26 protein-coding genes are annotated in these 24,982 nt (G+C 53.4%); 8 read left to right on the top strand and 18 right to left on the bottom strand.

From position 1 onward, the window contains the following. Positions 1-574 precede the first annotated feature (574 nt). The 9 genes from ACR0K5_RS16475 to ACR0K5_RS16515 all read right to left on the bottom strand — a co-directional run bounded on the left by ACR0K5_RS16475 (position 575) and on the right by ACR0K5_RS16515 (position 8,945). Complete coding sequence (locus tag ACR0K5_RS16475) at positions 575-1,669, bottom strand: AbrB family transcriptional regulator (protein WP_480630747.1); 1,095 nt, start codon at positions 1,667-1,669, stop codon at positions 575-577. Further along, a complete protein-coding gene (rraA, locus tag ACR0K5_RS16480; RefSeq protein ID WP_480630748.1) occupies positions 1,615-2,088 on the bottom strand; it encodes a ribonuclease E activity regulator RraA in 474 nt (157 codons plus the stop codon). The genes ACR0K5_RS16475 and rraA overlap by 55 nt, the downstream gene beginning before the upstream one ends. 6 nt (positions 2,089-2,094) lie before the next feature. Beyond that, a complete protein-coding gene (gene otnC / locus ACR0K5_RS16485) occupies positions 2,095-2,736 on the bottom strand; it encodes a 3-oxo-tetronate 4-phosphate decarboxylase (RefSeq protein WP_480630749.1) in 642 nt (213 codons plus the stop codon). Continuing rightward, complete coding sequence (gene otnK / locus ACR0K5_RS16490) at positions 2,733-4,010, bottom strand: 3-oxo-tetronate kinase (RefSeq protein WP_480630750.1); 1,278 nt, start codon at positions 4,008-4,010, stop codon at positions 2,733-2,735. Before otnK ends, otnC begins: the two co-directional genes overlap by 4 nt. A gap of 10 nt (positions 4,011-4,020) precedes the next feature. Continuing rightward, entirely contained in the window at positions 4,021-4,686 is a 666-nt protein-coding gene (locus tag ACR0K5_RS16495) for an aspartate/glutamate racemase family protein (RefSeq protein ID WP_480630751.1), read from the bottom strand. 84 nt (positions 4,687-4,770) lie between these two features. Further along, on the bottom strand, positions 4,771-5,856 hold the full coding sequence (locus ACR0K5_RS16500; protein WP_480630752.1) for an isocitrate/isopropylmalate dehydrogenase family protein: 1,086 nt from the start codon (positions 5,854-5,856) through the stop codon (positions 4,771-4,773). A 50-nt stretch (positions 5,857-5,906) separates the two neighbouring features. Continuing rightward, positions 5,907-7,451 carry a tripartite tricarboxylate transporter permease gene (locus ACR0K5_RS16505; protein ID WP_480630753.1) on the bottom strand — a complete coding sequence of 515 codons (1,545 nt, stop codon included), beginning with the start codon at positions 7,449-7,451 and terminating at the stop codon, positions 5,907-5,909. A 9-nt stretch (positions 7,452-7,460) separates the two neighbouring features. After that, complete coding sequence (locus tag ACR0K5_RS16510) at positions 7,461-7,892, bottom strand: tripartite tricarboxylate transporter TctB family protein (RefSeq protein ID WP_480630754.1); 432 nt, start codon at positions 7,890-7,892, stop codon at positions 7,461-7,463. 72 nt (positions 7,893-7,964) lie between these two features. Beyond that, positions 7,965-8,945, bottom strand: a complete 981-nt coding sequence (locus ACR0K5_RS16515) for a Bug family tripartite tricarboxylate transporter substrate binding protein (RefSeq protein ID WP_480630755.1) — start codon at positions 8,943-8,945, stop codon at positions 7,965-7,967. 390 nt (positions 8,946-9,335) lie between these two features. On the opposite strand from ACR0K5_RS16515, the gene ACR0K5_RS16520 reads away from it, so the two are divergent. Together ACR0K5_RS16520 and ACR0K5_RS16525 are read left to right on the top strand one after the other, a co-directional pair. Further along, the gene (locus tag ACR0K5_RS16520) at positions 9,336-10,259 is read left to right on the top strand and encodes a GntR family transcriptional regulator (RefSeq protein WP_480630756.1); all 924 of its coding nucleotides are present in this window, start codon (positions 9,336-9,338) and stop codon (positions 10,257-10,259) included. Further along, complete coding sequence (locus ACR0K5_RS16525) at positions 10,256-10,654, top strand: methylglyoxal synthase (protein WP_480630757.1); 399 nt, start codon at positions 10,256-10,258, stop codon at positions 10,652-10,654. The genes ACR0K5_RS16520 and ACR0K5_RS16525 overlap by 4 nt, the downstream gene beginning before the upstream one ends. 321 nt (positions 10,655-10,975) lie before the next feature. On the opposite strand, the gene ACR0K5_RS16530 is transcribed toward ACR0K5_RS16525, so the two are convergent. The 6 genes from ACR0K5_RS16530 to ACR0K5_RS16555 form a co-directional block, all read right to left on the bottom strand. After that, positions 10,976-11,833: an SDR family oxidoreductase gene (locus tag ACR0K5_RS16530; RefSeq protein WP_480630758.1), complete on the bottom strand. Its 858-nt coding sequence runs from the start codon at positions 11,831-11,833 to the stop codon at positions 10,976-10,978. Positions 11,834-11,902: 69 nt separating this feature from the next. After that, positions 11,903-12,466: a TetR/AcrR family transcriptional regulator gene (locus ACR0K5_RS16535; RefSeq protein WP_480630759.1), complete on the bottom strand. Its 564-nt coding sequence runs from the start codon at positions 12,464-12,466 to the stop codon at positions 11,903-11,905. Between the two features lie 6 nt (positions 12,467-12,472). After that, entirely contained in the window at positions 12,473-13,534 is a 1,062-nt protein-coding gene (locus ACR0K5_RS16540) for a flavin monoamine oxidase family protein (RefSeq protein WP_480630760.1), read from the bottom strand. A 3-nt stretch (positions 13,535-13,537) separates the two neighbouring features. Further along, on the bottom strand, positions 13,538-14,221 hold the full coding sequence (locus tag ACR0K5_RS16545; protein WP_480630761.1) for an SDR family NAD(P)-dependent oxidoreductase: 684 nt from the start codon (positions 14,219-14,221) through the stop codon (positions 13,538-13,540). 3 nt (positions 14,222-14,224) lie between these two features. Next, entirely contained in the window at positions 14,225-14,893 is a 669-nt protein-coding gene (locus tag ACR0K5_RS16550; protein WP_480630762.1) for a cupin domain-containing protein, read from the bottom strand. A gap of 37 nt (positions 14,894-14,930) precedes the next feature. Next, entirely contained in the window at positions 14,931-15,551 is a 621-nt protein-coding gene (locus ACR0K5_RS16555) for a glutathione S-transferase family protein (protein WP_480533443.1), read from the bottom strand. A 603-nt stretch (positions 15,552-16,154) separates the two neighbouring features. On the opposite strand from ACR0K5_RS16555, the gene ACR0K5_RS16560 reads away from it, so the two are divergent. The 5 genes from ACR0K5_RS16560 to ACR0K5_RS16580 all read left to right on the top strand — a co-directional run bounded on the left by ACR0K5_RS16560 (position 16,155) and on the right by ACR0K5_RS16580 (position 19,087). Beyond that, a complete protein-coding gene (locus ACR0K5_RS16560) occupies positions 16,155-16,418 on the top strand; it encodes a hypothetical protein (protein ID WP_480630763.1) in 264 nt (87 codons plus the stop codon). An 88-nt stretch (positions 16,419-16,506) separates the two neighbouring features. Beyond that, positions 16,507-16,893, top strand: coding sequence for a carboxymuconolactone decarboxylase family protein (locus ACR0K5_RS16565; RefSeq protein WP_480630764.1), 387 nt, complete (start codon positions 16,507-16,509; stop codon positions 16,891-16,893). Next, on the top strand, positions 16,880-17,530 hold the full coding sequence (locus tag ACR0K5_RS16570; RefSeq protein ID WP_480533437.1) for a glutathione S-transferase family protein: 651 nt from the start codon (positions 16,880-16,882) through the stop codon (positions 17,528-17,530). The genes ACR0K5_RS16565 and ACR0K5_RS16570 overlap by 14 nt, the downstream gene beginning before the upstream one ends. Then, entirely contained in the window at positions 17,530-18,177 is a 648-nt protein-coding gene (locus ACR0K5_RS16575) for an MSMEG_1061 family FMN-dependent PPOX-type flavoprotein (RefSeq protein ID WP_480630765.1), read from the top strand. Before ACR0K5_RS16570 ends, ACR0K5_RS16575 begins: the two co-directional genes overlap by 1 nt. 64 nt (positions 18,178-18,241) lie before the next feature. Continuing rightward, on the top strand, positions 18,242-19,087 hold the full coding sequence (locus tag ACR0K5_RS16580; protein WP_480630766.1) for a TauD/TfdA dioxygenase family protein: 846 nt from the start codon (positions 18,242-18,244) through the stop codon (positions 19,085-19,087). Between the two features lie 969 nt (positions 19,088-20,056). On the opposite strand, the gene ACR0K5_RS16585 is transcribed toward ACR0K5_RS16580, so the two are convergent. The 3 genes from ACR0K5_RS16585 to ACR0K5_RS16595 all read right to left on the bottom strand — a co-directional run bounded on the left by ACR0K5_RS16585 (position 20,057) and on the right by ACR0K5_RS16595 (position 24,085). Then, a complete protein-coding gene (locus ACR0K5_RS16585) occupies positions 20,057-20,776 on the bottom strand; it encodes a copper chaperone (RefSeq protein ID WP_480630767.1) in 720 nt (239 codons plus the stop codon). 68 nt (positions 20,777-20,844) lie between these two features. Next, complete coding sequence (locus ACR0K5_RS16590) at positions 20,845-22,509, bottom strand: hypothetical protein (protein ID WP_480630768.1); 1,665 nt, start codon at positions 22,507-22,509, stop codon at positions 20,845-20,847. A gap of 133 nt (positions 22,510-22,642) precedes the next feature. Next, positions 22,643-24,085: an amidase gene (locus ACR0K5_RS16595; protein ID WP_480630769.1), complete on the bottom strand. Its 1,443-nt coding sequence runs from the start codon at positions 24,083-24,085 to the stop codon at positions 22,643-22,645. A gap of 334 nt (positions 24,086-24,419) precedes the next feature. Between ACR0K5_RS16595 and ACR0K5_RS16600 the strand changes: the two genes are divergently transcribed. Beyond that, complete coding sequence (locus ACR0K5_RS16600; protein ID WP_480630770.1) at positions 24,420-24,956, top strand: DUF1097 domain-containing protein; 537 nt, start codon at positions 24,420-24,422, stop codon at positions 24,954-24,956. Positions 24,957-24,982: the final 26 nt, after the last annotated feature.

Genomic DNA, 24,982 nt, shown 5'->3' on the forward strand with positions numbered 1-24,982 from the left:
GGATGAAGGTCTATGAGTACCAATCAACTTTCGATTGGCAGCTCGCCGCTGGTAGCAGAAGTGTGGAAAAAGAATGTGGTTCATAGGTCTCTAAAAATGGACAGATATTCGACGATGAAAGAGAATGCTCAATTGAGATAACATGCACAGAGTTTTCTTTCCCTACGAATGCGACAACACTGCGTTCCGAAAAGTATGCGTGTAGATCCTTAGGGATGAGTTCAATTGGAAAAGCACACCAGACAAGCTCGTGGGCAATTCAACAATGAAGCTAGAGAGTTGCCAAAAGGCCCGGACCAGGAAGGAAAACAATCACATCACTCGGTCTCGATAAACACTATTTTAGTTGACAGACGGCGGGCTTGACTGTTTTTGAATACCCTCACTAGGTTTTACGAGGCAGCCATATGATACTGCACGCGGATGGTCACTATCAGATCACCTGTGTTGGTAAAGGCTAACAACATCCAAGTACAACGAATGCAATCTAGAAAATGTCAGGGTGATAGAAAGCGGGTCAGAACACCGTTTTCGTTTTCATCAGCGAATGCGAATGCATCTTCAATTACCATCATCAGACTTTTGATAGAGCCGCTACGAGGACAGGTGCCAAAACAAGCGCCGCCAAGACCCTAAAAATATGATGCACGCCGACGAACGCAACATCGCGACCAACGCTCACCGCTATGATTGACATCTCCGCCAAGCCTCCAGGTGAATAGGCTAAGATGAGTGCGACCGGGTCTGTCTCCAACACGTTCGCAACAGCCAATGCGCCTGAGAAGGCCACAGAAATCTGGAGAGCGACAACCATGGCCGCTGCACCTAGAGCTACGATCAGAGCTTTGATGGGTACTCCGGAAAAGCGTGCACCAACATTAATGCCTATGAAGACCTGTACCAACGCAGTCACAGAAACCGGGATCTCGAATTCTGTCCATCCCAGCAAGTGAACGGCCGCGCTGAATATCATCGGCACTACCACAATAGGTGCCGGCAGCTTCACCCTACCCCGTGCTAGCATTCCCACAACGATGCATCCGATGATCCAAACCCAATCGGTGAACGTGATCGAAGCCAGCTGTGTTTGCTCCTCGGGTGGAATGACTTCGAAGTCTGCGATCAGGTTGATCAGTAGCGGAATCAGCAAAATTGCTAATGCAATGCGCAACGCATGAACGATAGCGACACGAGCCTGATCCGCACCCTTTTGCTCGGAAAGCAACACCATTTCGGCAATGCCACCCGGCATTGCGCATAGAGAAGCTGTCAATGCATCAAAGCGCGAAATACGTCGTAAAAGGTAGAAACCAAGGACGTACATTATTCCAAGGGCTAAGAGTAAGAAGGCCAGTGACACCCACCAGGCACCAAAAGAGGAAAGCAACTCGTGCGTAAAGGATGCGCCCAACATCACACCTACAGTTGCTCTTACCAGGTCCAACATAGGGCCCGGTAGTTTGACAGGAAACTGCTTCAACGATCCGGCGATTGTCGCCAACATTGACCCGATCATCCACCCCAGTGGAATGCCCGTAAGCGATACAAGCCAGCCAGCAACTGCTGCCGTGACTATGATAGCGCCATGTTGTGAGAATTTGGCAAAACTCGAAATCAGACCAATCGCTTCTTGCTGTACAACACGCCGTCCGCATCGCCGTAAACCCAATCACCAGGATGGAATTTAATCCCACCGAAGGTCACTGGCTCCCCGATTACGCCCCATCCACGTTTCGCGCTTTTGACGGGGCTGGTCGCCAAGGCGAATACCAGAGTGTCCATTTGATTGATTTCGGCACTGTCTCGAATTGCGGCATTCAGGATAAGACCAGCCCATCCATTTTGGATTGCAAGATCAGCCAACATATCGCCAAGGATTGCAATTCGCGTTGATGCTCCGCCGTCGACAACCAAAACGCGCCCCTCACCGGGTGTTTCCAGTTGCGCCCTAAGTTCCGTGTTATCTTCGAAGCACTTCACAGTCTGTATTTGCGCCGCAAAGAACGGTTTTGTCCCGAACTGCCGAAACGGTAGGTGAACCAGTGTAAGCTCTGACGCATGGTGATCGATAAGGTCAGCGGTTTTCATGATGGCTTAAATCCTTCCGAAAGTCTCTTTGAGTTCTGCGACTTGTGCTGCATCCAACATCCGGGTTGGCATGTCCCGCAATGCCACGAGCAGCTTGGCTGTTTCTTCCAACTCTTCAGCTGCACAGACCGCCGAGAAGAGGTCCTTTCCCGATACGACGGGACCGTGATTGGCTAATAGAACCGCACTATATTTGCCGCCGAGTTCGCGGATCAAATCACCGGATTTCGGATCACCCGGCTTGACGTATGGAACCAGTTTGACCGTGCCGACGCGCATGACCACGTATGGTGTAAGCGGCGGAATACAGTCATTGGGATCGGTGTCTTCCAAACACGACAGTGCGGTGGCCCAGGTCGAATGTAGATGCACCACTGCACCAGCTTGTGGCCTCGTCTCATAGAAGGCCTGGTGCAGAAAGACCTCCTTGGTCGGCTTATCGCCGGAGACGTGGATGCCATCCAAATCAATCTTGGCGATACGCTCTGGGTCGATATCACCTAAGGTGGAATTGGTTGGCGTCATGAGGATTCCGTCATCAAGACGTGCGGAGACATTGCCCGCTGTGCCGACGGAAAAGCCACGCGCAAACAGCGAAGCACACAGTTCCGACATCTGCTGCCGTAAAGCCAATTCTTCAGATCTCATTTGCCGACCTCCATCATTCTGAGGGCCTTCGCGAAAAAGTCCGGAGCGCCGAAGTTTCCAGACTTTAGAGCCAGCACAATGGGTTCAGTTTTTCCAACGCTCAAGACTGGCACGCCCGGGTCGATCTCTGGCCCAATTGACATGGCTGGAGACCCCAGTGCCTCAGAGATGGCCTTGGCAACAGCTCCCGAGGTCTCCCCTCCTGCCACCACCAATCGCTTGTAGCTCTTCTGAACAAGCTCTCGCGCGGTATCTGCAAAGAGATTGTCCAGCCTGTCCGCTACAGCTTCCTGACCGAATTGACCTTGGATAGCACGCACATCATCCGGGCTTCCCGATGAATACGCGAGCGGTGCCTGACCCGGATGCGTTTCAAAGAAACCCAGAAGCGTTTGCGCCGTCACATCCCCGGACATGACACCCGGAACATCGATGGCGAACGTCGGATTGGATTTCGCATGAATATCGATCTGCCCGCGTGTCGCACCTGAACATGATCCTGCAAGGATGGCGGCGGGCCCTACGATACCCGTGAACACACTGCCACTTCTTATGGATGAAGCTCTTCTGACGAAGTTTCTGGGTAGACCCAATGCTATCCCCGACCCGCCAGTAACGAGCTTGGCATCCTTTAGAGCCTCACCCCAAGCCAGCAAATCCTCGTCCGAAATCGCATCACCAATCACAAAGCGCTCGTCGGCGTTCTGCAATGCATCAGCAATTGCCTCTGGTCCTTGCCGCACGGTGTCAACTGGCACCAATCCAACCGCTTCTTCGGTCTGATGTTGCAACCAGCGCTTGATGTTCGCATCCGTCATCGGAGTAAGAGGGTGATTTTCCATCCCAGACTCGTGCAAAAGCTTACCGAGCACAAAGAGATGGCCCTGGTAAACCGTACGCCCCGTGGTGGGAAAGGCCGGACAGAAAACCACCTTTTGCGCACTCAGTTCATTGGCCAACGCTTCCGCGACGGGGCCGATGTTTCCCTCCATCGTGGAATCGAAGGTGGAGCAATACTTGAAGATGAACTGCTTGCATCCTTGATCCTTAAGCCACCGCAGAGCACGCAAGCTGTCCGCTACCGCTTCCTCAGTCGGTGCGGTGCGGCTCTTGAGTGAGATCACACCCGCTTCGATCTCTTCGTTGGCTGGGGTCGTCGGAATTCCTGGAAACTGCGCGGTTCTTAATCCACCCTCCGGCTCAACGCCCTTCGCCAAGGTGTTCGCAACATCGCTCGCACCAGTAAAATCGTCTGCAATGACACCGATTAGCATTGAACCTCCCTCACTGATTGCCTTCGACGCGCCGTCGAATTTCGTGAATCGCCGCCTGTGGACTGGTCAACACTGGAACCTGTACTGTCTTACGGACATCCTCAACGGCGTCAGACATCGAAAACTGTGCTAGAAGAATAACGTCGGCGTCTCTGATACTTGATGCGGTTTCCGCAATCAGGCGATTGTGTTTTTCACCATCACCCGCTTGTTTTGCAGCCAACGCGCCAGAGCAATAGTATGACGTAATCTCAGCATTGCTGCCGCGCGCCCTGGCATCATCTAGAAATTCCTCTTCCATACCTGCTGCAGCTGGAGGAAAGGTATAAATCATTGCGATGTGATCACCATATGAGAAAGCCGCATCGAACATCGCTTCATTCGGCTTCATAACTGGGATGAGCGCCTCAAAATTTGCTCTTTCGATTGCGGCTCCGAATGCCGAGCACGTGAACAGCACACCATCTGCGTCAGCGCCTTCCGCATACCGGCAAAGGTCTACGATGCGCCGGAAAAGATCGGCGGACAATTCGACTTGCTTGGACCTGTCCAAAGACAACCCTTCTTCTAGGATTGAAATGGTTTCTGCTTCCGGCCAGTGCTCCCGCGCAGCAGCTTCGATTGGATCAATCGCAACGCGGGTTGCATGGATCAACGCTAATCTTGGTCGTCTCATAATGGCTCCAGCTCAAGACGGGTGACGCCGCAAAGAGCGACGCCACCAGTTGGTGTGGGCACGCTTACCCACCGGGAGATCCAATCACGCCGGGATCGTTTCCCTGGAAACCATTTCGGCCACAAGCGTCCCGAAGGTGTCGGTGTTTACGGTGCCACCAAGGTCACGGGTGCGCTTTGCAGGATCATCGATGACAGCATCAACTGCATCCGCAATGGCTTGCCCAGCCTCCACAAGCTTTGGCTTCCCCCTCTGCTCGCCGAGCCAGATTAGCATCATGGCGGCAGAGAGGATAAGTGATGTCGGGTTCGCAACGTTTTGCCTCTGGATGTCCGGGGCAGAACCATGCTGTGCTTGTGCGCAGCATAGTCCAGTTTCGGCGTTTGCATTGATTGACCCAGCGAGCCCCAAAGACCCCGACAATTCAGAGGCAAGGTCCGAGAGAATATCGCCGTAGAAATTAGTCGCGACGACAACATCATAGTCGTGCGGTTTTCGAACCAACAGCGCTGCAAATGCGTCGACAATCAACTCTTCGGTTTCGACTTCAGGGTAGTCCTTCGCCACCTCGCGGAAGCATTCCAGAAACAGGCCGTCGGTCATGAGGAAAGAGTTGGCCTTGTGTATCGCGGCGACTTTCTTCTTCCGTTGCATGGCCAGTTTGAAAGCCTCTCTGCAAATCCGCATTGATCCGTGTCGCGTAATTTTGCGAACCGACAAAGCCATGTCCGGATCGGGCATCATTTCTCCGACGCCTTTGTACATGTTGCGATCAGGATAGAATCCCTCCGTCGCCTCACGCATGATCACAAGGTCCATCCCGGGCGCTTTGTTCGGTAAAAAGTCACGACTGCGGGCCGGCCGTACATTCGCATAAAGGTCGAGGCCGATACGGAACCCGGCCGAAACGTTGCGACCACCTTCAACGACTGGCGGGTAGTCCATATGGGACTGCGTCCCTAAAATGACTCCATCGAACTCAGTTCGTGCGCGTTCCAGCACGTCGTCACGCAGAGTGATACCGTGGTTCCTGAGGCTGGCAAAACCGGACTCTTCTTCTTCAAACGTCAGTCCCAGCTCGTACTTCTTGTTCGCGGCCTCAACGACTTCCAAAGTCGCCGCCATGATTTCAGGTCCGATGCCATCGCAGGGCAGTGTCATGATACGCATCTGTTCTCTCCTTGTTGGCCAAAGCCAGTCATTCTTGAAATCCGGTGGGTTCAATCACCCACCGATGCCTCTTCGTCATGGCGCTGCGCATCCATGCGGTCCTTAACGCGACGGCCAACAAACATGGGCAATACGAAACCGGCGATTGCGATGAGCCAGAGGATTATTGCGAGAGGACTTCCCACCAACGCCAACCAATCCCCGTCCGAAATCGTCATTGCGCGGCGAAGGTTCACTTCCATCTGGTTGCCAAGAAGGATGCCCAAGATGACTGGCACCAGCGGCACGTCAAGTTTGCGCAGAAGCCAGCCTGCAAAGCCGAAACCAACCATGAGCATTACATCGAAGGTGGACCCCGTTATCGAGTAAATCCCAACAAATGAAATCATAGCGACGACAGGCATCAGAATGCGCGTCGGCACCAGCAATACGCGCGTGAACAACCCGACCAACGGAACGTTCATCAAGAGCAGAATAATGTTGCTGATGAACAATGCCGCGATCAACCCCCAAACCACGTCCGGGTTTTTGGTGAAGAGCAGCGGTCCCGGGGTGATGTTAAGTTGCAACAAAACGGCCAACAGTACAGCAGTCGTTCCCGAGCCGGGGACACCCAACGAAAGCATCGGCACCAAGGCGCCTCCTGCGGCCGCGTTATTGCCTGCCTCCGGAGCAGCGACACCTCGTGGATCGCCCTTTCCAAAGGATTTCCCATCGCGGTCGACGCTTTGTTTCTCCAGTGAGTATGCAAGGAATGACCCCAGCGATGCTCCGGCACCCGGCAAGACACCAGAAAAGAAACCAAGACCAGTGCCTCGCGCGATTGAAGGCATACAACGCTTGATCATGCCGAAGTCTGGCAAGATGCGTCCAACTTTGGTCGCGCCATCTGATCCAACGGCACTACCGCGGTGATGCTCGAGAAAAATCAACACTTCACTCAGTGCGAACAAGCCAACGATAGCGATAAGGAAGTCGATGCCGTCGAACAGATGGATTTCACCAAAAGTGAAGCGCTGCGATCCTGTTTGGCTATCACTGCCGATCATCGCGATACCCAGTCCTAGTGCAGCCGCGAAAGCAGACTTGGCTTGGTTCGTAGAGGACACACCACCCAGAGTCGCAAATGCGACTGTAAAGAGGACAAAGTACTCCGCTGGCCCGAAAAGCAGCGCGATTTTGACCAACTGTGGTGCCAAAATCACCAGGCCAATTGTTGCGACAAACGCCCCAATGAAAGATGCAATGCCACCTAAAGACAAGGCTTCGCCGGCCTGACCGTTCTTTGCCATCGGATATCCATCGAGGCACGTCATCATCGCGGGTTCATCGCCCGGGATGTTTAGCAAGATCGAACTAATTCGGCCTCCGTACATGGCGCCGTAGTAGACACTTGTAAGCAGGATGAGAGATGGGATGGGCCCAAGACCGAGCGAGAAGGCAATCGGAATGAGGATCGCGACCCCATTTGCCGGGCCCAAGCCAGGCAATGCTCCCATCAAAGTGCCGAGGAAGCATCCAACGACAGCCAGGAACAGATTTTGCGGTGACAACGCGACCGAGAATCCGTCAACAAGAAGTGCAAGCGTTTCCATGGCGACCCCTCAGAACCCAAGTGGCCCTTCGGCCAAAGCAAGGCCTAGGATTAGGTGAAAAACGACGTAGATACCGACGGCAGTCAGCAGGCCTACGGCGAGCGACCAAAGCGGAGTGGTTCCCAGTCGCCAGGTTAGGTAGGCAGTCGCAAAGGTTGTCGCGGTAACAAACCCAATCTCGGAAAGAGACCAAGCGTACAGAAACATCACGGCAGTGGCGACCAATATCTCGGCAAAGTCGCGCAACCCTGGCCACTTAGGCTCTTCATCCGGGCGGATTATGAAGTAGAGCGACGTAAGGCCTAACACGGTGCCCACGATGTAAGGAAAGGCGCGCGGACCTACGACATCGACCATGAAACTGTCTTTGATGATCGATGCTGCCCAAATATAGAATATTGCAAGGGCCAGCCCGAAACCGCCGAAGATGCGGTCACTCATAGTTTCCTCCCAGATTTCCGGAATTTCTTTTAGGTGCCCAACCAGATGCGACCGGTTGGGCACGCATGACATTTATTGGATGATACCGATCTCTTTCGAGAGCTTGGTCACGTCCGCAATACTGCCCTCAACAAAGGTGTACATGTCGTCGCCAAAGTTGTTGAACGGCTCAATGGCAGCTGCTTCTAGCTCTGCCTGGAAGCCAGGATCCTCGGTCAACGTAATGATCGCGTTTTTCCAGAACTCTTTAGCTTCGTCAGTTGCTCCGGCAGGCATGTAAAGGCCGCGCCAGTTCGCGCCAACGACGTCGAAGCCTTCCTCCTTCGCAGTAGGAATATCCGGGTAATTCTTCAGACGTTCAGGAGCCAGGATCGAGATTACGCGGATGTCACCCGACTCCAGGAAGCCCAGCATCTCGGAGAAGTCTCCAGACAGCGCCTCGACCGAACCAGAAAGCAGGCCAGTCATGGCTTCACCGCCACCATCGAACGATACATATTTCATCTGGGTTACATCTTCGAGGCCGGCTTCGCGGGCGACCAACATGGGCTTGATGTGGTCAAAACTGCCCACAGACGAACCACCCGCGATCCCAACTGATTTTGGATCAGCGACAATGTCCTCCATCATCTGAGACAGAGAGGTGTACTTGGAGTCTGCGGGCACGGCGATGGCGCCATATTCAGCTCCGAAAGTGGCAAGAAAGTGCACGTCATCCTGTTGGGCACCTTCGTAAATGCCCTGCGCAATTCGAGCGCTGGTACTCATAGAGGCTGCAACGATGAGGTTGTTGTCTTCGTTGCGCTCTTTCGTGACATGCGCGAACGCAACTCCGCCGCCCCCACCGCTCATATTGGTAACCTGCATCGAATCCTCGATGATCCCGAGATCGAAGAGATACTTCGCCGTTGTGCGACAGATGAAGTCCCATCCACCACCGGGATTTGAGGGCGCAATGCATTGCGGGCTTTCAGCTTTGAATTCGGCGGCCGCGCCAGTCACGCCGGCAACGGCTGCCGCAGCAGCAATGACACCGATGCGAGTAAATTTCATGAACACGGGTAATCCTCCCCAGTTTTCCAAGTGTTTTTCAGCGCGAATCCCGCACTGGCTATTTTGATTGCATATTGGAGCACAAAAAGCCAATCTTATTTTGCTTTTTAATATTTAAAAAACCAAAATAGTTGAACGTGCTGCCCCCCAATACTTCTTAAGTACATGTTTTATTGTGTATTACAGGAACTTCGACACTCACTTAAAAAGAAAAAATTTCGCTCAAACGGTCATAAAACCAATCTATTTTAAGCGAGCATCATCGTCGCAGCAGTGTAAAACTCGCCCATCTTTGGCTTTTTACGTATAGAAAACCTAAAATTTGGCTGTATGTTAGCTGTCAGATGCAATCTAGGTAGGTGAGAGCGGCAAGAGGAGTCAGGCAGACCGATGCGGGCCAGCGAATTGTCAAAGAAAATATCAAACCGTCTTCTGCATGATATCGTTGCGGGTACACTTGAAGGTGGCCAGCACATAAGCGCTCAGCAAGTCGCCGACAGGTATGGCGTATCCAGAACCCCAGTGCGCGAGGCGCTGATATCCTTGGAGGAAAAAGATGTTCTCATCCGCTTGGAAAACCGCGGGTACTTTGTGGCCGACAAGTTGCCTCCGACCATCAAAGAAAGCTTGGATACTGTCGACCCGAGCGAGCAAGACGAATACCAACTACTTGCAAACGATTGGCTAACAAATGAAATTCCAGAAGAAGTTACGGAGCAGTTCTTAAAGCAGAAGTACGGCTGGACTAAAGCTAAGGTCGGAGAACTGTTGATCCGCGCTTCTCGAGAAGGTTGGGCTGAGCGCAAAGAAGGCTACGGCTGGCGGTTTCTTCCGGTTGCAAAAACGCCCGAGGCATTTGATGAGATTTACCGGTTCAGAATGGCGATAGAGCCGGCCGCCATGCTGGAGCCGTCGTTTGAACTCGATCACAAAGTCTTGGATGAACAGCGGCGTATTCAGCAGGGAATGCTTGATATGGATATGGACGCCGTAAATGGAGAAGCGCTTCTAGAAAGCGGGGCTTTGTTCCATGAGGAGCTCATCAAGTTGTCCGGAAACCCTTTCTTTCTCATGGCACTCCAACGCGTGAATAGAATGCGACGCCTCATGGAGTACAGAGCCGAGGTGAACCATCAAAGACTAATAGAACAATGTACTGAGCATCTTGAGATCTTAACACTCCTGGAATCCGGTAACACCGTGGATGCCTCCTACAGAATGCGGCAGCATTTGAGTGGCGCACTTAAGCGTAAATCGCCACTGGCATGGAGTTGGGCTACAGACACATCAGCCCAAGGAGAAGCGACAAAATGACTAAAATAAGCCAGACCTCAAACGACCGCCGTCGGGTCGCACTTGTGGCGCATGATCAGATGAAAGACACAATGGTCGAGTGGGCAAAATCACTCAAAAGCACATTAAAAAACATGGAGCTCTATGCAACAGGAACAACCGGGAAGCGTATCGCGGAAGAGGTCGGTTTGTCAGTCTCTTGCCTCAAGAGCGGGCCGCTTGGAGGAGACGCCCAAATCGGCGCGATGATCGCCGAAGGGGAGCTCGATACACTAATCTTCTTCATTGATCCGTTGTCAGCACTACCTCACGACGTCGACGTAAAATCGCTTCTCAGGCTGGCGACCCTTTATAACACTGTTTTAGCGATAAACGAGAAAACTGCATCGGCTGTTATGCGCGGTGAAAAACTATGAGTGTCAATCAAATTGCGGTACGAACAAACCGGACGTAGCTGTTAGGGTGATTGCGTTTTTCGGGATCAAGGTGGGCTCACCCCTACCCCAATCCCGGCCGGGGTATCGCCCAAGGCGCTTGTAACCCATGTTTCGTATAACTTCGCAACGACACCGACCAGATTTGATCAAAACCATTTCTGAGAGCAAGCAATCCCTTATGGCATACTGCTTATTCGCAATACGCCAGAAAAGGCCGAATGAGATGTTGCAGCTCTGAGACTCGCGGCAGTCTGGTTAAAGCTGCCATGCTCCATGCAACCTCACCAGAATAACCTAAAATCAGCTCAGGAACTGTTTGATCACCGCAGCTTGTTGCTTTTTGCCATCGGGGTCAGCAACGGTTTTAAGGCGTGTAAAATCTTCGCTCCAATTCGAAGTCCGTATGCGGATCGGAGGGTCAGAAGCCTCGACCACGTCCAAAACGACAGAGGCAACTTGTTCAGAGGTCTGATAGACATCACTTCCTTCCACTCGGCTTTGCGCGCTACCGATGTACTTCTGAAGAATGGGCAGATATTCGTCATCAAGCATCCCGCCGGTTGTTTCGACGTGCTTCAACACATTAGCGACAAATTCCGATTGAATGCCGCCAGGTTCAACAGCTGAGAAATGGATTCCGAAATTCGGCGAGACATAGCAGGCCAGGGCTTCAGTATACCCCTCCACGGCGAATTTTGCGGCGCAGTAGATTTCGTTAAACGGTTGACCCACAAGGCCACCAACGGAAGAGATCGTAATGACGTGGCCCGAGCGCGCAATGCGCATATGTGGCATCACTGCTTTTGTGCAGCGCACAACGCCCATGAAATTTACATCCATAACCCAGGCGACGTCTTCTTCGCTAGCCTGTTCGGTTGTTCGCACAAACCCGGCGCCTGCGTTGTTGATCAATGTGTCGATCCGTCCTTCGGCGGCGATGATCTGATCGACGGCGGCGTTTACGCTGTCGCTGTCTTGTACGTCCAATTCAAGCACGTTGAGTATGACGCCTGCCTCAGAGGCCGCGGCATCCAGAGTATCGCGTTTGGCAAGATTACGCATGGTGGCATAAACCGTATGATTGGCCTGTGCGGCTTGCACAGCAATTTGAACTCCAAGGCCGGTTGATGTCCCGGTGATCAGAATGACTTTGGACATTAGGAAAGCTCCGAATAGCAGAAACGTGTCAATTGCATGTTTTCACGATCTGCTGAGGCGGGTGCTACGTCAACAGCGAGACTTTAGAACGCTCAATGCTTCGTCAAAAGTTGCCACGTTTTCTTCGGCGCGCGCGGTCAGATGCGCACCTTCCAGAAGGGCCAGTACTGCCCGGGCCTCGGCGGCGGAATCGGTGACGCCGGAAATGGACTTATCATCTTGGCCAAGCGTCAGGATCGCTTCGATCTGCGTGACCATCATGGCACGAAACGTTCTGATTTTTTGGATGACATCTTCCGACAGGCTTTCGCGGCTACTGATCAGCGACACGCACAGGCACAACGTCTTTCCGTCGTTGAGCGCATCCCGGTAGAGGCCAATCAGGGTCAATAATTGCTGGGAGCCGGTTTTATGGTCCTTCCGGATGCGATCGCATTCGGCCTCAAGTGTCTGGTGATAGCGGCCCATCAATGCCACTGACAGAGCGGCTTTGGTCGGGAAATGGTAGTGAATCGACGCTTTGCGAATACCCACCGCCTCGGCCAGATCGGCATAGCTGAACCCGTCGAACCCGCGCGCGCGTGCGGCGTGTTCGGCAACATCCAGTAAGGCAGTCTTGGTGTCATTCGTCATTCGTGTTCAAACCCTTTCCGTCACGATCTGGGCCATCGCGTTTTCTGCTGCCTCAAGCGCGCCCTCAAGGTATCCGCCAAACTGTGGCGCGACCTCGGTTCCGGCAAAGATCACACGACCCTCCCAAAGGCGCGCCAATGCGTGCGGCAGCCCGTATTGCGAATGAGCGTATAGCGGCTGTTGGTCCTCTTCGATAGAGGTGAACGGATCAAAGGCCCAATCTTTGACGAACAGTGCTTTGGGCGCCGCCACTTCCGGCCCGAAGATACGTGTGAACTGTTCAGTCAGGGCTCGCCGCAGTCGGCCTTCGTCTTGGCGGGACTGCGGCGGGACGCCAATGAAGCCGAAAAGCGCGTAGGGTCCACCTTCGGCCGGTGACGCGTCGTGGATTTCCACCATTGGACCGCGGCGGCTCATGGCGTCACCGGACAACCCGGCGTCGCGCCAAAAAGGCGTGTCGTAAACGGCAACGGCCTTGGCCTGACCGGCCATCCAAGTGGCGATCCCGGTCATGGCGGCCAGCGTTTCGGTGGGCAGGGCCGGGGAAAATGCGATCTTGGTGGCAACCCTTGGCGGCAGGGCCAACACAACCTCACGTGCGCGAATGATCTGACCCGAGCCGGTGGTTGTGGTGAACCCGGTCGCAGATTTTTCCAAAGCAACAATTGGCGTTGACAGCATCAGCTGTTTTTCCGGTATCTGCGCAGCTAGCGCAGCCGTTAAGGTCCCCAGCCCGCCCTTGAGGCGATAAGACCCCTGCATCGAGGCAAAGCCGCGGCCACGTTCGACCTGGCCGTTTTGATCCTCAAAGCTAAGCGTGCCCGTCGCATACTGCTCGAACCATTCCAGCCCCAGCCGTTTTATCATCGCGGCAATGCGCGGCTGTCCAGGCCAGAACCACGCCGGACCCATGTCAAAATACCCGCCGTCCAGCTTTTCCGTCAGGATACGCCCACCCGGGCGATCACGAGCCTCAACCAAAAGATAGTCTCGGTTTTGCCCGCCAAGCTGATTGGCAAGGCTGAGCCCGGAGAGGCCCGCGCCAATGATCAGCGTGTCTGTTCGCATCGCTTAGAACCCTTCGGAAGCGGGGCGCAGGTCCAGCTCATGGGTCCAGGTGGATTGCGGTTGATGGGCCAGTTGCCAATAGGCCTCGGCGATTTCGTCCGGTTTCATCATCTTCGACGGGTCCAGAGAGTGCAAATCCCTTGAGCGGGGCGTATCGATAATCCCGTCCAGAATGACGTGAGAGACATGCACACCGGCCGGCTGGTACTCGCGCGCCAACGATTGGGTCAGCCCGCGCAGCGCGAATTTCGCAGACGCAAAAGCGGAAAACCGTGGACCGCCCCGCAGTGATGCCGTGGCGCCAGACACAATCAGCGCGCCACCACCACCGCGCACCATCGGTTGCAGAACGGATTGCCCCAGTACGACCAGCGACTGGACCATCGATGTCCACGTTCTTTGATAGTCTTCCAATGCCGTTTCTTGGAATGGCGCAATCAACAGTTCTGCCGTGTTGTGCGCAACGATCTTTGGCGGGCCGTGAGCGGCGATCAGTTCAGAAATTACCGGGGCAACGGCATCTGGATTGGACAGATCGATCTGACGAAACGGCGCTGTCGTATGGGCCGGCTGCGTTCGGCCGAGACCAACCGCGGTCATACCGCCCGCCTGAAAGCGCGCAAGAAGGGATTGGCCAAGACCAGCCCCGGCACCGGCGACAAGCGCCAGAGGTTTGTCAGCACTCATGATTTACGCCTTCGGTGCCTGGGCAAAGGGCAGGTGGCCGGTCTTCATCCAGACCTTCGCCCCTTCCGGACCTGCAACGACCGACAGCACTTCGCCTTCGGGCAGACGCAACCAGTCGTTCTTTTGCAAGACATCACCACCTGATGTCAGCGACCCGTCAATCATCAAAAGTTCGATGCCCCCGGGTGCATTCGATGTCATCTCAGCCCCCGCATCAAGATGGCTGTATGTGACAACCTCGCGGTCATCCATGTGCAGGGTCGCTGTGGCAACTCCGTTTACCGGCGCGGCGATCTCATCAGCCATAGTTTTGCGGAATTGATTGCGGTCATCCATGTCGAACTGCCAAAGTTTGACAAAGATCGTGCAGCCGGGCTCTGAACCGGGTGTATGCGCGGTTGTCGGAGGGTTGCGCACATAAGTGCCTTCGGGAAAATCGCCGTGCTCATCCTGAAAGACGCCGTCCAGCACTATAAATTCTTCGCCACCGGTGTGGGTATGAGCCGAAAACTTGCTGCCTGGCGCATAGCGAACAATCGTGGTGGCGCGCGCAACTTCGCCGCCGATCCGGTCCAGCATGCGTCGGTCGACACCTTTCATGGGCGAGGCCTGCCACTCAAGCTGATCCGAGTGAACAAAGACGCGGGTGGAGAAATCCGAGTTGAGTTCCATTGTAAAATGTCCTTTCGACTTAAGTGGCAGGTCTTTCTTAGGCGGCGATCGACGGGCGCGCGGCTATTTTAGCACGCCATGCCTGAAGGTTGGTCAGGCTTTCAGGAATTTCAACTTTGGCGAAATCGGCAAAGGCCAGCCCGGCAAAGGCGGTGATATCCGCGACCGAAAAGTTGTCGCCTGCCAGATATTCGTTTTCGGCCAGTACCGCATCCAGATAGGCCATGGTGTTTCCGGCAACCTCTTTCTGTTTGTTGCCCCATTCGGCGCATTGATAGGTTTCCAGATCCGGGCCGAGGCCAGGTGTGGCATGGTGGAAATAGGTGCCGACCGCGTTCAGCAGGCCATTTTCGGCACGCAAGTTCATCATCGAGATTTGCGCACGCTCTTTCGGGGTTTCACCGGTTAGGGACGGGCCGTCAAATGTGGCATCGATATATTCAGTAATTGCGTTGCACTGCGCGATGTGTGATCCGTCTTCCAATTCCAAACAGGGAACGGCTGCATCGGGGTTCTTGGCTCTGAACTCAGGTGTGCGATGTTCGCCTCCCATCACATCCACAGGTATGAACTCTACTTTGTCCGATGCGCCTTTTTCGGCCAGCGCAATTCGGACACGGGCGGGGTTCGGGAAACCTTCAACGTCATAGATTTTCATCTGAGTACCTCTGTCAGGGGTTATGTTTAACAACCTCTACCTATTGATAGGTAGAGATTTTTGCAACCTTTTTTCGTTCTTTTCGATAAAAAGACAAACACATTAAATTCAAATCTCTCTGGTGGTTTCTCGGGGTCTATCTGGCGCTGAATCACTTCCTGACACCGAATTTAGCCGGAACAGATTCGGTGTCAGCGCCATAAACCAAGGTAACAAAGCGTGCTGCGGCCAGAGTTCTCGAGAACCGAGTGGCAGCATTTGTCTATCTCAGCCAGCCAACCCCAGAATGATCATACTCCGGCAGGGTTTTATTAGTGTTAATTTGTGGGTGCACACGCATCTGCGTGCGGGTCGGAATCGGTGCACAGGGCACGCCTCCGGTATCTAACAGGCCTATGGCGTCCTGAAACGCCTAATGGCCGCAAAAGAACTTGCGTCAATTGCAATCGTGCGTTGTGATTCACTTCGCGCAATTCCGGCGTCTTGAAACGAGAGTCATCAACTGTGTCCATGCGCGCCATAGCATATGTAAAACCGGCCCAGTGTTTGTCCTGTATGACTGCCACGGAAACAAAGCAATATTGGGTCTCGTGGAAAAATTAAATGATTGATTTTGTATCTTTTTCCTCAAATTCGTTGTCGACAGAGTTATGCCCGTCCATGTCGGACCCCCAAAAGAAAAGGCACGACTATGTCCAGCACGGTCAGGGTTATCGCTTGCGCTTCGCCAGCACGTTCGCCGTGCAACAAAGCGACCGCTATTGCCTGAGCGGCCTGAATATTCTCAGTTTTGGTAGAACTTACATTTTTGAACTGCTCTCCGAAAAGGCATCTGTCACCGATCAACGTTACTCAACATGTGCGTAGTTTCGCGCTTGACCAATGTTTTTCTGGACATGGTGATTGATTTCCACTTACCTATCAATAGGTAGCTGCTAAGAAAATCAAATTGGAAATGGAACACGCCATGTTTGATTTTGCGAACCTCAAGAAAATCCGCAGTCTGGCAAAGGCCACCTCTGAACCCAAGTTTACTTTCAAAGCTTTGGATTGTGCTACGCTCAGAGACGTTGCAACATCAAAGAAGAACAAAAAATTGATGGCGCGGGCAGCCACGCTGACGACACAATGCAGATACTGCCTTGAAGCCCATCGTATGGCGGCAACCGCGGTAGGCGTTGGTAAACAAGAAGCGGCAGAAGTTGTAATTATTGCCCCCGCTCCACACTCCGGTGGTTCTGACTCACGGAACCCACCCGACTTCCGGCTAATTTCAGTGCGGAATCGTCACAGGGCCTTGCATGCCCGCAATAGAGAAGGACAGTGGTTTGAAATTTTATGACAGCAAAGGTCTGCCCAACCCTGATCGTGTTCGCATAGCGCTGGATGAAAAAGGCATTCTGGATCAGGTCGAGATCATTCAAGTGGACTTATGGAAGGGTGAACATCGCACACCCAGTTTTCGGGCCAAGAATCCCTCTGTCACCATCCCGCTGTTGGAGTTGGACAACGGCGTTGCGATTTCCGAGACAACCGCGATCACTGAGTACCTCGACCATCAATTTGAAGGAACAATCCTCACCGGACGTGACCCACAAGACCGTGCCATCATCCATATGATGCAGCGGAGGGGAGAGCAGAAGATCGTGGATGCGATCGGAACATTTTTCCATCACGCTACACCGGGTTTCGGACCAGCAATTGAGTTGCACCAGTACAAGGGTTGGGGGCAGATGCACAAGGAAAAGACGCTGGATGGGATGCGCTATTTCAACGAGGTGCTTAAAGCCCATCCCTTTGTGGCGGGTAAGGCGTTCTCAATGGCCGACATTACAGTATTCACCGGACTGAACTTTTCAGAGGCATTTCCAAAAGTAATGGTCCCCAAAGAATGCACCGCACTGCTTGCGTGGAGACAGGAAATGTTTCGGCGGCCAAGTTGCGCCTTTGCTCTTCAAGATATAACGGAGAACGCCTGATGGGATCGTGCAAAGATAGAATCCGGCAGGATTTCATTGTCAGAGATGTAACAGATTTCCGGGAAAGGTTTGGTGACACCGGACCGGCAATTTATGCCAAGTCGGCGCCCATGCTAAGCGAGCCAATGCAGCGGTTTGTCGGGCTATCGCCCTTTTGTGTGGTATCTTCGCAGGATGCGCGCGGGAAAACCGATATATCCCCGCGAGGTGACAGGCCAGGCTTTGTCGACATTATTGACCCTGGGCTGTTGCTCATCCCGGATCGACCAGGCAATCAGCGATTTGATACGTTTTGCAATGTGCTGGAAGATCCACCGGTTTCTGTTCTGTTTTTGATCCCTGGTGTTTTCGACACAGTGCGGGTGAATGGAAATGCTCTGGTAACAACAGACCCAGATCTCTTGAAGGGTTCAGCTATCAAGGGGCGAGTGCCAAAGGTTGGTTTACTAGTTGAGATCGAAGAAGCTTTTGGCCATTGTTCTAAAGCGATCCGTCGTGCCGGCTTGTGGGGCACCGAAGCTCAGATCGACCGAAAATCTGCTCCGAGCCTTGTCGAACTGATGATGAGCCATCTTAAGGTATCCAAATCGGATTGGGACGCGCAGGATCAACGGATTGAAGCTGACATAAATGATAACATGTACTAGCCCTAGAGAAGATCCCCTGATCACTAGCTCTCCTATAGCTGTCCATCTAGAAAACGAATGAGCTATGCAAGTCACCAAAATAACAGGATTTATTGGTGCGCAAATCACTGGTGTGGATCTAAAGGACTCGATTACACCAGCCATATCGTCTGCCTTGAAGGGGGCGCTTGGCGCGCATCATATGATCGTACTGCCCGGGCAACATCTGGATATCGAAGCGCAAAAGCGATTGACTTCAATATTTGGTAACTTGATGCAGTTACCCTATGTACAGCCATTGGCGGGCGACCCTCAGGTGATTGCGGTGCTCAAAGAGGCGCATGAACAGAACACCGGTGTTTTTGGCGGAGAATGGCATACTGATTTCAGTTTTCTTCGCAGCCCACCTGCGGGGTCAGTTCTGAATGCCATCGAAATCCCAGAAGTCGGCGGCGATACGGTCTGGTCGGATCAGACTGCTGCGTATGAAAGCCTACCACCTGATCTCAGATCTTTTGTTGATTGTCGTATGGCCGTTCATATAGGCAAACCATACGGTGTTCGCCACGCCCCGCCCGGCCTTGATCGGGCCAATAGTTCGATCAAGATGACTAGAGGCGAACCCCAAGCAGACAAAGAGGTGCAGCACCCCGCCGTCATTACCGATCCGGCAACTGGGCGTCGCGCGCTGTTTGTAAACCCAGTTTATGTGGTGCGTTTTGCCGACATGACCGAAAAGGAAAGCGCACCTTACCTTGCAGCACTCTATAAACATGCTACCCGGCCTGACTTTTCCTGTCGCCTGAAATGGCAAGCCGGGGATGTCGCCATCTGGGACAATCGCATGACTTTGCACTATGCAACGAATGACTACGACGGGATGCGTCGGTTGTTGTACCGGACCACTTTTGCGGGCCCTGCACCGTGCTAGAACCGGATCAGCCGTTTACCTCCAAAAGGGGCAATGGTCAGAGCTTGATTTCGACCCTGAGCACGCCAGCGCGAGAGTCTTTGATGCGGTCGAAGTCAACCGCCTGACCCATCTGAATGCGTCAGGCCTTCCTGCGAAACTACACCATCCCCCGCGGCGATTTCTGAGACCTTGCGTCGAAAAATCATAACAGAGCGAGCGAACTATCAGAAAATCTATGTGCGTTAAGGGTACTGCGGCACCGGAGGCAAATTGGACGAGATGATGGCTTATGGAGGGTACGTTGAACGCATTCCCGGCGCACCTTATATTCTCTTCTTTCTGGGTAACGCTTTTTGCTCGGATCGGTGCACATGAAATCGGCGCGCTTTATCCGACGGTCGACTTTTGCTGATACTTTGAGAAATTTATCTGGCAGGCTTACGGACTGGACCGCCGCGCTCATATGGCTGAGTTTGTGTTTGGAAAGTACGACCGATTTCTCTTTGTTCCAAATACAAATGATCCGCTGCCGTATGAAAAAGTACGCCAAATCGCTCCGTGGCTGAACTTACATCTCGAGAGCCATGCACTACCGAGATACTCAAAGTGGTTCTAACGCCCTAGGACAAAAAAGGCTTTGGCATGTATCGCAAGAACACTAAGCTGATCAATTTTCATGGCTGGTATCTGACGCGTCAGCTCCAATCACAAGCGAATGCCGCAATCAACACCAACAAAACTGAAGGAGAATCCTGATTGAATTCGGTATCGCGCGACTTGCCTATTTCGTTATTGATTGTGGTGCCTGCGGTGCCGCGACCGTTGTTCCGAGCGTCATACACGGCCAACGTCCGGATACAAAGATCGGAATTTGATGCCAGATTTTAGGCATTGAGGTATAGTTTGATCTCGAGTGACCATCTCCGATACCGAACTAACCCATTTAACGAGTTTTCCTGACGACGCTCCAACTACCACACCCCCAGTTCAAACAGTATTCACAACAGTTAAAATCGCCGCCGTCACGATTAGCACAATGCCAATTTCGTTATGCAGTTTGTGCATTCCAAAGCTTCCACTGTCCAATGTTATCAATCCGGTAATCACGGCCATCCACAGCAAGCTTCCAGGAAAGAATAAGAACATCAGACACATCAGAGGACCACAGTGTCGGACACAGTTTAGTCCGTAACGCAGTCCTTCGATGAATGAGCTTCGCAACGAACTAAACCGGCTAATCATCTTTTGCGATTTCATGGGGCTGAGCTGATACAGCCCGATCGCCAGCAGCATGATGGCACCAATAATCCATCCATTGAAGAACAGGAAAGGAGACGTTTGGGCATAGCTTTGCAGCAAATAACCGAAGGCGTGAAATGCGAGCCCTGCCAAAAGCCATGGGACAGCATAACCCAAAACGGCACCTGCTGACATCCGACCTTGGTGCCTGAGGTTTACGAACGCTATGGGTCCCATCATTGCAACCAGCATCAATAGCCAGCTTGAGAGAAACCCAAGCCCTCCGGCAATCCAGCCTTGCTCTAGATTGAAGCCGCAGATGCTGGCCAATAGTCCGACTTTGGTCCAGTCGCCATGGTTAAGATAGATGGCGTAGTTTGTTTGTTGCAGCAGCAGCAGTATTCCCCAGGCGCCAGCAACAAACAGAAGGTCGAGGTCGAGGAGTTTTACCTTTGCGAGTGCGTACATCGCAGTTCCTTCCTTTGACGGCCTGCGTGTCTTGCCGAGCAGAGGCCGCCACTGGACCGAAGTAACCGTCAGGCGGCTTTCTTAGTGCTGCAGAAGCAAGAAGAATAGATTTCGCGATCAGCGCGGCTGAGGGCGAAATCTAGCTGAGGCTTGATCATCGCCGCCTCTTTGTGTTTGCCCATCGCGAGGTAGCAGTCGTGCAATCCTTTTAAAGCCCAGACGTTGTTCGGGTGCCGATTTGAGCGGATACACGTGTCGTTCATACCCAAATCAGCCTCGTAAGCAGCGGCGGCCTCCTCAAAATGGCCTTGCTCAAGAAGTAGCGCCCCAAGGGGATGGCGGCTGGGCATCATCCAGGGCCAGGGTTCGTCATAAGGCAGCGCGTCTTCCAGCTCTACGGCTTTGCGCAGACGGACGAAAGCAATGTCATAGTTGCCCCGGTGATACTCAACCTCCCCATTGAGCATTTCACGAGCGACTTCGAGTATCTGCTGACAAGACACCACGTGAATATGCCGGGTCTCAGGCACCGTTGCCAAGGCCTCTTCAAACATGCGACGTGCCTCGTCAGCTTTGTCGTGCTGTTTCAACGCAGCGTAAGCGATGCCTTTGCCGTACCAGTTGAGCGCGGTTGTCATCGAGTATTCCGCCGCGTTTTCCGGCAGTGGCTCATCAATCAGCTGCTGCCAACGCCCAAACCGTACAAGCGCATGGGTCTTGATCGACATATATCCTTCCAGCCAATCTGCCATCGGTGGATCTTCACAGCGGACCAGTGCATCAGGGATTGTTTTCATCATACCCTCGACGGCCTCTATCGCGGGCTGGTATTGCCCGAGGAACATTGCGCCGTAGAGTTTGAAGTGATAGTTGTGAACCCGATACATTGAATAGAAATTCATAGCCCCGGATTTCTCCCAGTAAATCTCGTCTGCAATAATTCCCTTGTGATTCCAGACCACGACATCCTGATAATTGCCACAAAGCACATCGATGTGCGTGGCCATGTGTGCAAGATGCCCAGCAGAGGGGATTAACTCCCGCAACTCATCTGCATAACGCAGCGCCACTTCAGGGGTCGGTGACATCTCCATCAGGTGGATATAAAGGTGCAAAAGGCCAGGATGACGATCCCGGCCACGGGCTTCAACCTTGTCCAGCGAGTCCTCCAGCACTTTGCGGCATTCCAGTGTATCACCATCGGGATTTGGCTCGCCTGAACGCGGATCCCACATCTGCCAGGGTGTGCGGTTCATCATTGCTTCGGCAAACAGGGTCGCTACATCCGGGTCATCCGGGAACTGCTCATATACACGGCGCATTTCATTCGAATAGGCAGCGGACCAAGCATAAAGATCGGGCACTGGTTCATTCGACTGATACCGGCTTTCCAGGGCGGTGATCAGCGCTTTTTCGACGTCCGATGCACCCTCAGTGACAGCCTTGGCCTTTTCGATTGCCACGCGCGATTGTACCAGCGTGTCCAGCACCTGCTCGGGTGTAAATAGCTCCCATGGTTTGTTGTAATTCGGACCAATGATGTAAGCGAGGCCCCAATATGCCATAGCGCAGTTAGGATCTGCCTTGACTGCATTCTCGAAGCACAGACCGGCTTCTTCATGATGATACCCGAAAATCCAATTCAGCCCGCGATCAAACCAAACCTGCGCCTCCTTGGACGACGTGGTGATCGGTCGGCTATAGCGTCCGAGATCATATGGATAGTCCAGCATAACATTCCTCCGTGCTTCCTGTATTATAGAATTGCTTTCTATTTTTCTAAAAGCTGAAAGCTATAGCAAGGATTTTGTCGGGAAATCCCCATTTTTTGTGATGATGTTCCGCATTGTAGAAAGCGACGGCCGATTAGACGGTATTGCCATCAAAACAGGCAGCTTTGGGAGCCACCCGACCCAGCCCATCATCAATAAGTGAAGCTTCCAAACTGCGCGCGAATCGCAGCAACCGCGCATCCGAATGGCGAGGACCAACGATCTGAATTCCAAACGGCATGCCATTGTGGTCGAAACCGCACGGCAGCGTGATGACGGGACAGCTGGTCAGGGACAAAGCCCACGTGATGGCATACCAGGCATAGTACTCGGTCAGTGCCTGGCCGTTGATCGCAACGGGGTGGTTTTCTTCAACCGGAAACGGGGACACGGCAGTTGCCGGGCAGATCAGATAGTCGATCTGCTCAAACAGTTTTTGAAACTGGCGATATAAGACTGTGTGGGCCGCATCGGCTCGCGCTGTGTCCGCAAGGGTCAGTTCAGTTGCATCCAGGATATTGCTACGCACGTTCTTGCCAATCTTGTCGGGCTGTGCCTCAGCAAGTGTTCCGTAGGCTGCATAAAGGCTTTCGGCGCGCAGAACTCGAAATACCTGAGCGGCGGCCGATAGATCAATTTCAAGCGCTTCGGCCGAACGGAAATGCGCACCTATGGTGTTCTGATGACTTTCAAAAAGCTTGGCGATCCTTGAATCAACATGAGCTACACCAAGATCGGTTGAAAACCCGACGCGCAAATGCGCAAGATCCTCGATCCGGTGAAAATCGCTAAACGAGATATCAAGCCTTGGCGCGCAAAGTGGATCGCGCGTGTCAAAGCCCGCAATTGCCGACAGCATTAGTGCAAGATCTTCAACCGACCGCGCCATCGGACCATCGGTCCAAAGAGGCGAGAAACCGGAAACATGGCTTTGCGACGCCACCAAACCGGGCGAAGGTCGCATCCCGACCACACCGCAAAAAGACGCGGGAATCCTCAAGCTTCCGCCCAGATCCGAACCTGACGCCAAAGGCGCCATATGGCTGGCAAGCGCCGCCGCTGATCCCCCGGACGACCCGCCGGACGTGACGCCAGGATCATAGGGGTTGCCCGTTGCGCCAAAAACCAGATTCGAGGTGTTGGCCCCCGCCCCAAATTCCGGTGTGTTGGTTTTACCCAATATGATAGCGCCAGCGGAACGCAGCCTTTCGACGATAATGTCATCCGCGTCCGGGATATGATCGGCAAAACAGCAACTGCCAAAGGTCGTGCGCAGGCCTTTTGTCCGGCTCAGATCCTTTATCAAAACTGGAAGCCCGTGCAGGGCCGGAAGCGGCAAGCTGTCTTCTACGGCCCTGTCAGCGATCAAAGCCGCGTCAAGCGCAGCGTCAAAGTCTGTTGTGATGACGGCATTGATGGCTGGGTTACGGGTTTCGATCCGCTCCATACATGCTTTGACAAGATCGCTTGGCTTCAACTCGCGTGCGCCGACAAGCCGGCGTGCTTCGACGGCCCCAAAGTCAGCAGGATGGGTCATGCTGCGGTCAAGCTCGTTTCTGCGGCTGCGGACATTGACCAGATATCGGCTATGTCCACGACGGGTGTGTGCTGTAGTTTGACCAAGTCCTTACCCAAGATGCCCTCTCTTACCTTTCTAAGCTTTTTGCGCTGTCCGGCGCGGCACCGCCCATCAATAGAGTTCTGCATCTCTGAAAATAGTTCTGACCGTGCTCTATCTGTACAGCCTGACAAGCTGTACTTAGCGAGGCGCCTAAATCTAAACTTGACAGACGCCACCCATAATGTCCAGCATATAGAACAACATTCTGCAATACAGAAACCTAGCTGCGACACTTCTGGGAGGAAGATCAATGACACAATTGAATGCAATGGCGTTGGCTCTAGCGATCTGTGGCGCCCTGGCGACTTTTTCGTTTATGAGTTTCGGCGGCAGCCTGTCGCTTTGGGCGGCCTTTGTGGCCTGGGCAAGCTTCTTTCACTCGGGCGGCGAGATGTCGAGGATCGGGGAAACTCTGGCGGCGGCTTTGTTTGGCACCCTGCTGGGCGGGCTGACTATGTATTTGATCACCGCCGCACCTTTGGGTGCCAGTCTGGCGCTTCCGGTCTGGGCGGCCGCTGCTGTCTTTGTGTCCGCCGGAGTGGCAGTGCAATCGAGCCGTATCGCCCTGCTTGCCGCAGTCCCGATCACGATGTACGCATTGGCCTGTGTCGCCGCCTTCGTGATCCTGAAAGGCAAAGGCGGGCTGGACCTGTTCAGCGCATCGTTCGAGACCAGCGCGATCCTTAACATCGGTTTTTCGATGTCCATTGGCGTTGGATTCGCCGTGGCAACGGCCAAGCTGGCCGGCTTTCTCACCAAGAACGCGGAAAGCTCGCAAACGCTTTGATCCCCAAATCGCGGGAGCGTTCAGCA

It is taken from the genome of Ruegeria sp. AB9, assembly GCF_056542585.1.